This window comes from Halobacteriovorax sp. GB3 (genome assembly GCF_028649655.1).
In the GTDB taxonomy this organism is placed as follows: domain Bacteria; phylum Bdellovibrionota; class Bacteriovoracia; order Bacteriovoracales; family Bacteriovoracaceae; genus BSW11-IV.
In genome coordinates, this window is the sequence record NZ_JAQSLN010000005.1 from 340,577 (window position 1) to 351,560 (window position 10,984).

Sequence of the window (10,984 nt, forward strand, 5' to 3'; positions counted from 1 at the left end):
TTAATGTGTAGAATTCGACTTAAGCATTGTCTTCAGTTTATTAATACCTTCCATCATTACATAGTCATTCCAAATAGAGTCTAGTTCTCTAACTGTTTCTACAACTTGGATAGCCGCTTGATCGTAAGAAATTTTTTGTGATTCTGCTAAGTGCTGAATTGCAACTGAAAGAGCTTTGATCGCTTCCGTCTGGCAAGTCGCAGACAACCTGTCTTCGTAAGAGCTATCGATTTTCTTCTCTTTCGATTTTATGATTGCTGTGTTGATTAACTGAATAGATTCTTGATTGTTGCTCATTTACTAGTGCCCTCACCGCATACGCATTCTGAAAACGCCCTGAGTATGGGCCTTTGCAAACAATTTGTTAAGTAAAAAATAGGCTAATATAAAATAAATTTGTCGGACTTTAGAATACGGTGAGTTAGATGTTGATAGGTGTGTAAAAATTGTTAGTAACTAAGAAGAAAAAGTGGATAACCTCTGACGTTGATTGTTAAACGCCAGAGGTCATTATTTTTTATTGATCTGCGCAGTGTGATTTGTAAGCTTCAGCATCGAGAAGTTCATTAAGTTCTTCTGTATTAGATACTTTTACTTTAACAATCCAGGCACCATAAGGATCTTCATTACAAGTCTCTGGTGTCGACTCTAGTTCTTCGTTAGCTTCAAGAACTTCACCTGTGATTGGTGAGAAGAGATCACTTACTGATTTAATTGATTCTACGACACCGAAGCTACCGTCTTTTTCAAGTGTTGATCCTACTTCTGGAAGTTCAACGAAAACGATATCTCCTAAAGATGATTGTGCGAAATCAGTGATACCTACTGTTACGATATCTCCTTCGATCTTTGCCCACTCATGGTCTTTTGTATATTTTAATTCTGCAGGTACATTGTGTGACATTACTTGTGTCCTCCGTTAATAAAAGATTTTGTATGATAATTTGCTTCAAACTCGTTTTTTCTAACTCTAATTTTAAATTCTTTATTCTCTGGAAATTTATCAGCTTCGATGTGGCAAAGGGCAATTCCTTTTCCAAGTGCTACTGACATAGTTCCTGAGACAACTTTACCAATTACATCACTGTCAGCATTGAGAACTTCGTAACCTTCTCTAGGAATACCTTTGTCGAGCGATAGTTTCGCCAGTCTAAAGCGCGGCTTATAATCTGCTAATGCATTCTTTCCAATGAAGTCTTCTTTGTTAAGTTTAACTGTCCACTTTAAAGCAGCATCTAATGGTGTAACTTCATCAGTGATTTCATGCCCGTATAGTGGATAACAAACTTCAAGTCTTAAAACATCTCTAGCGGCTAGTCCGCATGGTAGCGCTCCACATGCAATTAACTTATCCCAAAGAAGTGCTGCAGTATCATGCGAGCAGAATACTTCAAAACCATCTTCGCCAGTGTAGCCTGTTCTTGCGAGCAGGACAGTTTCACCATTAAAAGAAGATTCCTTTACTGAGTAGTATGGGAATTCCTCTGTTGATAAAAGTTCTAGCGTTTTGAAGATCTCTTCTGTTTTAGGGCCTTGTACGGCAATGAGAGAATATTCATCTGATTGATTTGTCAGTGTACAGTTGAAATTAGAAACATGCTTTTCAAACCACGCCCAGTCTTTTTCAATATTCGCTGCATTTACGCAGATAAGAACTTTCTTTGGTGCGAGTTTGTAGGCAATAAGATCGTCGATAACAGTCCCGTCTTCACGGCATAGTGGAGAATAAACGGCCTTGTTTTCTCCTGCTCCAGAAAAATCATTTGTTACCATGTAATCAAGAAACTTCTCAGCGTCTTCACCTTCTACTAAAAATTCACCCATGTGACTTACATCAAAAATCCCACAGTTCGAACGAACAGCTTGCGATTCTTCCTTAACTGAAGAATATTGAAGAGGCATATCGAAGCCAGCAAACGGGGCCATCTTCGCACCTAAATCAATATGTTTTTGATGAAGAGACGTTTTCATTAAGGACATTCCATCCTCCTTATCTAAGGTCTATATATGTCTTATTAATATTAAGGATATAAGCTCTTTTTGGCAGCTTGTAAAAGGTTTTGAGCTAGCGAGAGAATCGTCATTGGTCCGACACCTCCTGGGACAGGAGTGATTGCGCTAACATTATCTTTCATATCGTTAAAATCACAATCGCCAACAGTTTTTCCTTCACTATTTTTGCTGATTCCAACATCGATAACTACTTGATTGCCAGACTCATTGAGATAGGACTTATTAAAGAATTCAGGTGCACCTGTCGCTGTCACAATAATATCACTCGATCTAGTGATCTCTTTGAGATCTTTAGTTCCAGAGTGGCAAAGGGTCACTGTCGCATTGTGATTCGTAAGAATAAGTGAAAGTGGTTTCCCAACAATTAGGCTTCTACCAATGATGGCTACGCGCTTTCCTTTTAATTCAATACCGTAGTGTTTACAAAGAGTAACGATACCCTTTGGTGTACAAGGCGCTAGAATATTCGACTCACTATGTCCCTTGAAAAGTTTGAAGACATTGAGAGGATGAAAACCATCAACATCTTTATGCTCGTCGACAAGGGTTGTGACATCAATATGTGAAAGGTGTTTCGGTAGAGGAAGTTGAATTAAAATTCCGTGAACATCATCGCTTTTGTTAAAGCGCTCTACAGATTTTAAAAATTCGGTTTCAGAAACATCAGAAGGGAGTTTATAAATTTCGCACTCGCCACCTAGTTTTTCGACAAACTTTTTCTTATTCTTAGTGTAAAGAACGCTTGCTGGATTATCTCCAACAAGAAGAACCTTCAAAGACGGTATAACGCCTTTCTTTCGCAGTTCTTGGCACTGCTTTTTAAGAAGAGAGATTTGTTGATCGACAACGGGTCGAGAACGCAATTCTAATGTCATATACTTATTTACTCCCAGAATTAGAGTGATTTTATAGTAATTCACCCAATTTAGAAAGCAACCATGTCAAAAAAGGATTGAATGGCTATCTCTGTGGGGCTATAAGAACAAAGTCGGAGGATTCATGCAATTTTATATTGGTTTAGGAATACAACTTATAGGCTTTACTTCGGTTGGTTTATGTCTTTTTGCTGGATTATCAAAAGGTGATTACGGTCAATTAGAATTGATTCAGCTCGTTGGAGGATCACTCCTTTTTTATCTTGGTAATGCCATAAAGTCTCGTGGTGGCTCAAACTAGAATTGGACGAAAAGCCCTTGTCTCACGTAGAATAATGAAATGATTATTCTAGGAATTGACCCTGGTTCAAGAAAAGCTGGTTATGCAGTTATTGAAGTTCAGGGAAAAAAAATGAAATATATAGAATCAGGCGTTATGCGCTATGATGGTGTTAAAGAATTTGTTGATCGCCTCGGTCACATCTATGACTCTTGTGAAGAGTTAATTGAAAAGCATCAACCATCTGAAATCGCGATTGAATCTCTTATCTATGTTAAAAGTGTCACTTCTCTTGCCAAACTAGCACAAGCTAGGGGTGCAATGATTGCAGCTTTTATGAAAACCAATAAGGGAAAAGTTTTTGAGTATTCTCCAAACTTAATTAAATCAGCAGTTTCAGGATATGGGCATGCATCCAAAGAAGGGATTGATAAGGCCCTTACAATGATTTTTGGAAAGAAAGAATTTAAAACTCACGATGAGTCAGATGCACTTGCAATAGCAGTTTGTCATGCTCTCAATCGGAATATGAGACAGCTCACAAATAAGAAGGCCGTTGCATCGTCGAGAGGAAGAACTCTAAAACAAGTTTTTAAGGATAGAGCATGATTGGATTTTTAAGAGGAGAAGTTCTCTTTAGTGATGGATATGAAATTATTATTAACACAGTAAGTGGAGTTGGTTATCAAATTTACTTTAGCCACTTGTTATCAGAGGGGTCTTATACAGGAGTCTTCATTTCACATATCGTTAAAGAAGCATCGGAAGAACTTTATGGCTTTAAGTCATTAAGAGATAAAAAAATGTTCGAATTACTAACATCTGTAAAAGGTGTTGGACCAAAGTCTGCATTCAATCTCATGGCCGCTCTTTCGACGACTCAGATTATTGATGCCGTCATTAATGATGATAAAAAGAGCCTTACTAAAGCGCCGGGAGTAGGTGCGAAAGCGGCATCACAGATGATCTTAGATTTAACTAAGAAAATCGAAAAAATAAAAATGTACTCGAATAGATCAATTCAAATGCCAAATGTTGAAAGTGAAGCAATCGCTAATTTTGAGCAACCACTACTTTTTGAAGAAATCGTTGAAGTACAGGAAACTGTTCATGAAATTCATGACAACGCTCTTATGCAGGAGGCGATGCTCGCTTGCAAGGAACTTGGATTTAAAGAAGATAAAATTATGCCAATCGCATCTAAAATCTTAGAACAGAATACAATTCAAAAAGCTGAACAACTTGTTCATTTAGTTTTAAAGGAAGTTTAGATGTTTGATGAAGATGATAGATTCATGTCAGCTGAAGGCACTGAAGTAGATCATAAGCAAGAGGTCTTTTTAAGACCTAAAGACTTCAGTGAGTATATTGGGCAAAAGAAAGTTGTTCAAAATATAGATGTCATGGTTGAGTCTGCTAAAATAAGAAAGCAGTCAATGGATCACTGTCTTCTCTCTGGTCCTCCCGGACTAGGAAAAACATCTCTAGCAATGATTATTGCAAAGGCGCTAGGAACAGAACTTCATGTTATTTCTGGTCCAGCGATTGAAAAAAAAGGTGACCTCGCAGCGATTTTAACAAATCTCCAATCACATGATGTTTTGTTTATTGATGAGATTCATCGCATGCATATTTCTGTTGAAGAGATTCTCTATTCTGCAATGGAGGATTACCGCTTAGATATCGTCATTGGACAAGGTCCAAGTGCGAGAACGATGCAAATTGATATAGCTCCTTTTACTTTAATTGGAGCAACGACGAGATCAGGACTTTTATCAAATCCACTTCGTGACCGTTTTATGGCCCATCTTCATTTCGATTTTTATAAAACTGATGAGTTGGGAAAAATCGTTAAAAATAATGCGGCTAAAATGGAAATCTTACTTGAGGGAGAGGCCCAGGAGATGATCGCTCGTTGTTCACGTGGAACTCCAAGAATTGCAAACCGAATTTTACGAAGAGTAAGAGACTTTGCAGTTGTTAATGGCGATAAAGTCGTTCATCCAAATGATGTTACGAAAGCTTTGAATCTCATGGATATCGATGAGTTTGGCCTCGATAGAATGGATCGTAAGATATTGGAAGTTATCGACGAATACTATGGTGGTGGCCCTGTTGGGATTGAAGCTCTCTGTGCAACCCTTTCAGAAGACAGAACGACAATAGAAGATGTTTATGAACCTTTTCTTTTGAAAGAAGGGTTTCTCATTAGAACACCGAGGGGTCGTGAAATATCCCAAAAGTCGAAAGATCATTTAACAACTCTTAAACAGGGTTAGTACTTTTTTCAACGTTTCTAGCAATAAACGAACTTTGAAAGAATAATATAACCTCAGAATGAGGTTTATTTTATGCGTATTATTCAAGTAACTATCGTTTTATCCCTTTTATCATCATGTGCTTTCGCTAATGTGAAGGATCGAAAGTCTGAATATTCGGTCGCTGATTTAAAGGAATTGGTGAGACCGTTTTATAGTGATGGTTGTTCAAGGTGGCCAGAAGGAACGAACGATAACCCTGAAGCATGGCTGGAGTGTTGTTATGAACACGACATCTCTTACTGGATGGGTGGAACCGAGAAAGAGAGACTAAGCGCTGACTTAGAATTGCGAGCTTGCGTAACTGAAAAGTTCTCCGAGTGGATGGGCTTTCTCATGTATTATGGCGTGAGAACAGGTGGACGCCCTGGTTTTGATACCTCTTATCGATGGGGATATGGATGGAAAATAAACCGAGGTTATTTCGAACTTACAGAATTGGAGCGTGAATACCTTCAATCAATTCTTCCATTGAAAGGCGAAGATATTCACAACTATATTAAAATTGATTAGCTCTTATCGACGACGGCCATCGTGAGAGTTGATTTACAAATCAACTTACCTTCGGCATTTGTGATAGCAATTTCCCAGAGATGACTCTTTCTCCCTTTATGGATAATTGTGGCCTTTCCTTCGACAATTCCACTACTTATAGGTCTTAGGTGGCTTGCCGAAATCGTTTGACCTACGCAATATTGAGCACTTGGGTCTACAATCAAATTGCTACCGATACTTCCAAGAGATTCAGCTAAAACACAGCTCGCTCCTCCATGGAGTACTCCGTAAGGTTGGTGAGTTCTATGATCAACTGGCATCGTCCCTTTGATAAAGTTTTCACCTAACTCTGTGACTTGAATTTCAAGGTGCTCGCAAAGTGTATTCTTGTTAAATTTATTAACTTGTTCGAGATTATAAGGATTAAACCAAATCATACTATCTCCTTGATACTATTGAGTTTTTTCCTGCTGTTTACAAATGATGGCACTTTGATAAATTACACCAACATTTCGGTACTTAAGGTTATTGTAAAAAGTATTGATATATTTGGGAAATATTACAACTTAGTCATTATTTGTACTATATAGGCGTATTATCTATCTAAGTAACGCTGGCCTAGAGGCAAATCTTTCAGCTAAGTGTTTTTGAGAAATTAATGGATATACTTGAATGTGGCGGTTGCCAATTCATGTTGCGTTTTGTTAAAATTTATAATTATCTAAAAAAACATGGAATTTGTTTAATGCTTTATCAAAGAACTATATCAAAATCAGTTGAAATCACAGGAATCGGTATTCACTCGGGACGTAAAGTTACGATGAACCTCTATCCTGCTCAAGCTGATACAGGTATTTGCTTCAAACGCGTTGATCTACCAAATTCCGAAGTTCTCAGAGCTTCAGCAACATCAGTTGGAGCAACTGAAAACAATACAACTATTGGTGCCGGAATCAATGCTGTTCACACTGTTGAGCACCTCCTTTCTGTTTTATACGGACTAGGAATTGATAACGTCTTTATCGAAATCGATGGGCCAGAAGTTCCAATTATGGACGGATCTGGTGCTTCATTTGTTTTTGTTCTTAAAGAAACAGGGATTACATCTTTAAATAAATCGAAGAAGTTCCTCGTAGTACTCGAGCCAGTAGAAGTTGCCGTTGATGATAAATGGGCGAGAATTGAGCCGGCCTCAAGACTTGTTATCGATTCAACAATTGTCTTCACGCACCCTTTGATTAAAACTCAAAAGAAAGTTTTCGAATTCTCATGTGAGAATTATATCAATGAAGTTGGTAGAGCGAGAACATTCGGTCTTCTAAGAGACGTTGATATGCTTAAGAGAAAAGGCCTGATTCAAGGTGGGTCTCTTGATAATGCAATCGTTCTTGATGAATATAAAGTTATGAATGAAGACGGACTTCGTTTTAAAGATGAATTTGTTCGTCACAAGATTCTTGATACTGTAGGTGATATTAGTTTACTCGGTTATGAAATCGCCGGAAAAGTAACAACTTACAAATCTGGACACAATCTTCACAATCTTCTGTGTCGCAAGCTTCTCGAAACTCCATCTGCTTATGAAATTGTCTCTGCTTCAGCACTTGAAAAAGATGCAATTGAGGCATTTGAACTCCCCATGGCGCTATCGCCAAGTTTTTCATAATATTAAATTACATTTTTAATGTTTTTTTTCTAATAATAAGCTATGCAAAGCATAGATAAATTTTCGTTTTTAAACAAAGGGACAGTTGTATGAAGCTCTCTAAAGCTTTTTGGCAAACGTACAAAGAATCACCAGCAGATGCTGAAATTCCATCACATAAACTCATGATCAGAGCAGGGCTTATTCATAAGTCTGGAAGTGGACTCTATAACTACTTACCAATGGGATATAAAACAATACGTAAAGTTGAAAATATTATTCGTGAAGAATTAGATAAGATCGATTGTAACGAATTACTCATGTCTGTTGTTACTCCTGGAGAGCTTTGGCAAGAAACTGGTCGTTGGGACAAAATGGGCGACTTGATGCTTAAGTTTAAAGACAAAGCTGATCGTGATCTTTGTATCTCACCAACAAACGAAGAGGCCGTTGTAGATATTTTTAGAAAAACTACTAAATCTTATAAGCAACTTCCGGTCTCAGTTTATCAGATCAACACGAAATTCAGAGATGAGATCAGACCACGATTTGGATTAATGAGAGGTCGTGAGTTCACAATGAAAGATGCCTATACTTTTCACGCAGATAAAGAGTGTATGGATAAAGTGTATGACGATTTTTTTGGTGCTTACTCGTCTATCTTCACAAGACTTGGCCTAGAGTTTTCTGCTGTTGAAGCTGATGGTGGTGCGATTGCATCTAGTGATTCAAAGACTCATGAATTCCAAGTTATTGCAGATTCTGGTGAAGATGCAATTATCTATTGTTCGGAAACAGGTTATGCAGCAAATATTGAAAAGGCAGAAACACTAAGACCAAAAGTCGATTTTGTGAAAACAGATGCAGCAATAGAAAAAGTTTCTACGCCTGAAAAAGCAACAATTGAAGATGTTTGCAACTTCCTAGAAGTTCCACAATACACGAGTTTGAAGTCACTTGTTTATGTATCTGAAACAGAAGAAGGTGAAAAATTTCATCTACTAATGCTATTAGGAGACGACACTCTTAATGAAGTTAAGTTAGTAGGTCTTTTTGGAACAGACAAAGTTAGGGCCGCTACTGATAATGAACTTCAAGCATTGAAACTTGAAAAAGGATTTATTGGTCCAGTTGAAGTTAATAGTGATTTAGAAATTATTTTTGATAAATCAGTAGACCTAGACTGTGCCTACGTTGCGGGTGCGAACGAAGTTGACATGCATATTCGAAATGTCATTCCTTCACGTGATATTAAAAAATTTAAAGTCGCAGATCTTAGAGAGTCGCAAGAAGGTGATCTAACTCTCGATGGAAAGGGCGTTGTAAAAGTTAAAAGAGGAATTGAAGTTGGACATATCTTTCAGTTAGGTAACAAGTATACTGAAGGAATGGATGTAACTGTTCTTGATAATAACGGAAAAACGATTCACCCACTAATGGGCTGTTACGGTATTGGTGTAACTCGAGTTGTTGCCGCTGCGATAGAACAAAACCACGATGAGAATGGAATTATTTGGCCAGCAAGTATTGCTCCATACGACTTATCATTTATTGGGATTTGTAAATCAGATGAGTATAAAGAATTGGCCGAGAAAATGTATGGAGAGTTAAAAGACGCCGGTTTTGACGTGCTTTTCGATGATCGCAACGCTGGTCCAGGATTTAAATTTAAAGATGCAGATCTTCTAGGACTTCCGATTCAAGTTGTTCTAGGGGAAAGAGATCACAAGAAAGACGGACTATTTGAAATAAGAGTTAGAAAGTCCGGAGAAAAAATAAAAGTTCAAAAAGATGAAATCATTTCTAAAGTTAAAGAACTTTTAAAAGAGCTATAAGATGGAAGTAATTATCGTTGGGATTCACAGTATTGCTGAGGCCCTTAGAAATAATGATCGTATTGTTAGAAGATTATATGCAACGGAAGAAGGCTTAAGCGAGCTTAGAAAAAAAGGTGAGCTTAAAAAAGAGTTTCTCGATCGTGTACAAGTGAAATTGTTCTCTCCACATAAACTTCAAGAAGAAGCGAAAAGTGAATATAAGAGATTAGATTTTCACTATACGAGAGTACCTTCAGGAGTATTCTTACTTGCAGAAGACTTAGAAGATGAAGATTTCTCTTGGGTTATGAATGAAATGACAAAAAAAGAGAATCTTCGAATCCTTTGTCTAGATCAGGTTACAGACGTTCACAACGCTGCGGCGATAATGAGAACAGCATGTTTCTATGGTGTTGATGCAATTATTGTTTCTACAAAAGGGAATTTTGGAAAAGCACCATCTTTTTCAAGAATTGCATCAGGAGCTCTTGAGCACGTTAAAATCGTTAAGTGTGCAAGCTTGCCTAAGACGATTACGAAGTTACAAAAAGCTGGCTTTACTTGTGTTGGTTTTAGTGAGCACGAGAAAAATGAAGCTAAAGAATTACCAAATGAAAATCTCTGCCTAGTATTAGGAGCAGAAGATGTTGGTCTTTCAAATGCTGTAATGAGAAGCCTTGATAAAGTTGTGGCCTTTAAGACAAAAGGAGCAATTAAATCTTTAAACGTCTCAGTTGCAGCAGCTGTAGCTATGGAAAAATTTTTCACGGTATAAAACGAACTTTGTTTGATGCAAAAAAAAATAATATTTTTATTAAAAAAGTATTGCTTTTGGAGATCGAAACAATTATAACTACTTTCCACAGACACTTGGTGTTTTCTAAGCTGGCTTAGCTCAGTTGGTAGAGCAGCGGTTTTGTAAACCGCAGGTCGTAGGTTCGAATCCTATAGCCAGCTCCAGATTTACTTAGGGCGAGATTGCCGAGTGGCCAAAGGCAACAGACTGTAAATCTGTCGGGTTTCCCTTCGATGGTTCGAATCCATCTCTCGCCACCACCTTAAAGAAATACCTTGACGGTGTAAGTGTCTGTAGCTATAAAGTAAATACTCTATGCGGGCGTAACTCAGTTGGTAGAGTGTCAGCCTTCCAAGCTGAATGTCGCAAGTTCGAACCTTGTCGCCCGCTCCATTAAAAAAAGAGCCTTATGGCTCTTTTTTTTTGCCTTTTTTTAGTCCTCAGAAGCACTTTTCCTTTACATTTACCTAGGTTCTGATTTAAAAATAACTGGATTGAAAGTGTATTTGAGCTTGCGTGGCTCAGTGGCAGAGCACTTCCTTGGTAAGGAAGAGGTCACGGGTTCAATTCCCGTCGCAAGCTCCAGCGCTAAGTTGAATGGCCGGTGAAAATAGACTTTATTGAACGGAAAATTTTTTAATCTTGTACTAGGTATAAATGCTAGTAGTATTTTGAATTTACATAGCTATATATCCTGTTTGCTTTGTAGAAGGAGAAATTGATCATGGCAAAGGAAACTTTTGAC

13 protein-coding genes and 4 tRNA genes are annotated in these 10,984 nt (G+C 37.8%); 12 read left to right on the top strand and 5 right to left on the bottom strand.

Going from position 1 to position 10,984, the window contains the following annotated elements; translation table 11 throughout:
• The 4 genes from HBN50_RS17105 to HBN50_RS17120 all read right to left on the bottom strand — a co-directional run bounded on the left by HBN50_RS17105 (window position 1) and on the right by HBN50_RS17120 (window position 2,888).
• Window positions 1-297 carry a hypothetical protein gene (locus tag HBN50_RS17105; RefSeq protein ID WP_273872078.1) on the bottom strand — a complete coding sequence of 99 codons (297 nt, stop codon included), beginning with the start codon at window positions 295-297 and terminating at the stop codon, window positions 1-3.
• A 220-nt stretch (window positions 298-517) separates the two neighbouring features.
• The gene (gene gcvH, locus HBN50_RS17110; protein WP_273872080.1) at window positions 518-904 is read right to left on the bottom strand and encodes a glycine cleavage system protein GcvH; all 387 of its coding nucleotides are present in this window, start codon (window positions 902-904) and stop codon (window positions 518-520) included.
• The gene (gene gcvT, locus HBN50_RS17115) at window positions 904-1,980 is read right to left on the bottom strand and encodes a glycine cleavage system aminomethyltransferase GcvT (protein ID WP_273872083.1); all 1,077 of its coding nucleotides are present in this window, start codon (window positions 1,978-1,980) and stop codon (window positions 904-906) included. Before gcvT ends, gcvH begins: the two co-directional genes overlap by 1 nt.
• A gap of 41 nt (window positions 1,981-2,021) precedes the next feature.
• Window positions 2,022-2,888, bottom strand: a complete 867-nt coding sequence (locus tag HBN50_RS17120) for a bifunctional 5,10-methylenetetrahydrofolate dehydrogenase/5,10-methenyltetrahydrofolate cyclohydrolase (RefSeq protein ID WP_273872085.1) — start codon at window positions 2,886-2,888, stop codon at window positions 2,022-2,024.
• Window positions 2,889-3,012: 124 nt separating this feature from the next.
• On the opposite strand from HBN50_RS17120, the gene HBN50_RS17125 reads away from it, so the two are divergent.
• The 5 genes from HBN50_RS17125 to HBN50_RS17145 all read left to right on the top strand — a co-directional run bounded on the left by HBN50_RS17125 (window position 3,013) and on the right by HBN50_RS17145 (window position 5,999).
• On the top strand, window positions 3,013-3,189 hold the full coding sequence (locus HBN50_RS17125; RefSeq protein WP_273872087.1) for a hypothetical protein: 177 nt from the start codon (window positions 3,013-3,015) through the stop codon (window positions 3,187-3,189).
• A 39-nt stretch (window positions 3,190-3,228) separates the two neighbouring features.
• Window positions 3,229-3,777 carry a crossover junction endodeoxyribonuclease RuvC gene (ruvC, locus tag HBN50_RS17130; RefSeq protein ID WP_273872089.1) on the top strand — a complete coding sequence of 183 codons (549 nt, stop codon included), beginning with the start codon at window positions 3,229-3,231 and terminating at the stop codon, window positions 3,775-3,777.
• Entirely contained in the window at window positions 3,774-4,439 is a 666-nt protein-coding gene (gene ruvA, locus HBN50_RS17135) for a Holliday junction branch migration protein RuvA (RefSeq protein ID WP_273872092.1), read from the top strand. Before ruvC ends, ruvA begins: the two co-directional genes overlap by 4 nt.
• The gene (gene ruvB, locus HBN50_RS17140) at window positions 4,440-5,447 is read left to right on the top strand and encodes a Holliday junction branch migration DNA helicase RuvB (protein ID WP_273872094.1); all 1,008 of its coding nucleotides are present in this window, start codon (window positions 4,440-4,442) and stop codon (window positions 5,445-5,447) included.
• A gap of 72 nt (window positions 5,448-5,519) precedes the next feature.
• Complete coding sequence (locus HBN50_RS17145; protein ID WP_273872095.1) at window positions 5,520-5,999, top strand: hypothetical protein; 480 nt, start codon at window positions 5,520-5,522, stop codon at window positions 5,997-5,999.
• On the opposite strand, the gene HBN50_RS17150 is transcribed toward HBN50_RS17145, so the two are convergent.
• Window positions 5,996-6,418: a hotdog fold thioesterase gene (locus HBN50_RS17150; protein WP_273872099.1), complete on the bottom strand. Its 423-nt coding sequence runs from the start codon at window positions 6,416-6,418 to the stop codon at window positions 5,996-5,998. The two genes, HBN50_RS17145 and HBN50_RS17150, sit on opposite strands and share 4 nt — an antisense overlap.
• A 221-nt stretch (window positions 6,419-6,639) precedes the next feature.
• On the opposite strand from HBN50_RS17150, the gene lpxC reads away from it, so the two are divergent.
• From lpxC to HBN50_RS17185, 7 genes are all read left to right on the top strand, one after another.
• Window positions 6,640-7,647, top strand: a complete 1,008-nt coding sequence (gene lpxC, locus HBN50_RS17155) for a UDP-3-O-acyl-N-acetylglucosamine deacetylase (protein WP_273872101.1) — start codon at window positions 6,640-6,642, stop codon at window positions 7,645-7,647.
• An 89-nt stretch (window positions 7,648-7,736) separates the two neighbouring features.
• On the top strand, window positions 7,737-9,461 hold the full coding sequence (locus HBN50_RS17160; RefSeq protein ID WP_273872103.1) for a proline--tRNA ligase: 1,725 nt from the start codon (window positions 7,737-7,739) through the stop codon (window positions 9,459-9,461).
• 1 nt (window position 9,462) lies between these two features.
• On the top strand, window positions 9,463-10,218 hold the full coding sequence (locus HBN50_RS17165) for a TrmH family RNA methyltransferase (protein ID WP_273872106.1): 756 nt from the start codon (window positions 9,463-9,465) through the stop codon (window positions 10,216-10,218).
• A gap of 109 nt (window positions 10,219-10,327) precedes the next feature.
• Window positions 10,328-10,403 (top strand) — tRNA-Thr (locus tag HBN50_RS17170).
• A gap of 11 nt (window positions 10,404-10,414) precedes the next feature.
• A tRNA-Tyr gene (locus HBN50_RS17175) sits at window positions 10,415-10,499 on the top strand.
• 57 nt (window positions 10,500-10,556) lie between these two features.
• A tRNA-Gly gene (locus HBN50_RS17180) sits at window positions 10,557-10,632 on the top strand.
• Window positions 10,633-10,749: 117 nt separating this feature from the next.
• Window positions 10,750-10,824, top strand: a tRNA-Thr gene (locus HBN50_RS17185).
• Window positions 10,825-10,984: the final 160 nt, after the last annotated feature.

Coding starts and splice junctions, on each gene's coding strand:
- HBN50_RS17105 (WP_273872078.1), bottom strand. CDS start 297: ATGAGCAACAATCAAGAATCTATTCAGTTAATCAACACAGCAATCATA.
- gcvH (WP_273872080.1), bottom strand. CDS start 904: ATGTCACACAATGTACCTGCAGAATTAAAATATACAAAAGACCATGAG.
- gcvT (WP_273872083.1), bottom strand. CDS start 1,980: ATGTCCTTAATGAAAACGTCTCTTCATCAAAAACATATTGATTTAGGT.
- HBN50_RS17120 (WP_273872085.1), bottom strand. CDS start 2,888: ATGACATTAGAATTGCGTTCTCGACCCGTTGTCGATCAACAAATCTCT.
- HBN50_RS17125 (WP_273872087.1), top strand. CDS start 3,013: ATGCAATTTTATATTGGTTTAGGAATACAACTTATAGGCTTTACTTCG.
- ruvC (WP_273872089.1), top strand. CDS start 3,229: ATGATTATTCTAGGAATTGACCCTGGTTCAAGAAAAGCTGGTTATGCA.
- ruvA (WP_273872092.1), top strand. CDS start 3,774: ATGATTGGATTTTTAAGAGGAGAAGTTCTCTTTAGTGATGGATATGAA.
- ruvB (WP_273872094.1), top strand. CDS start 4,440: ATGTTTGATGAAGATGATAGATTCATGTCAGCTGAAGGCACTGAAGTA.
- HBN50_RS17145 (WP_273872095.1), top strand. CDS start 5,520: ATGCGTATTATTCAAGTAACTATCGTTTTATCCCTTTTATCATCATGT.
- HBN50_RS17150 (WP_273872099.1), bottom strand. CDS start 6,418: ATGATTTGGTTTAATCCTTATAATCTCGAACAAGTTAATAAATTTAAC.
- lpxC (WP_273872101.1), top strand. CDS start 6,640: ATGGATATACTTGAATGTGGCGGTTGCCAATTCATGTTGCGTTTTGTT.
- HBN50_RS17160 (WP_273872103.1), top strand. CDS start 7,737: ATGAAGCTCTCTAAAGCTTTTTGGCAAACGTACAAAGAATCACCAGCA.
- HBN50_RS17165 (WP_273872106.1), top strand. CDS start 9,463: ATGGAAGTAATTATCGTTGGGATTCACAGTATTGCTGAGGCCCTTAGA.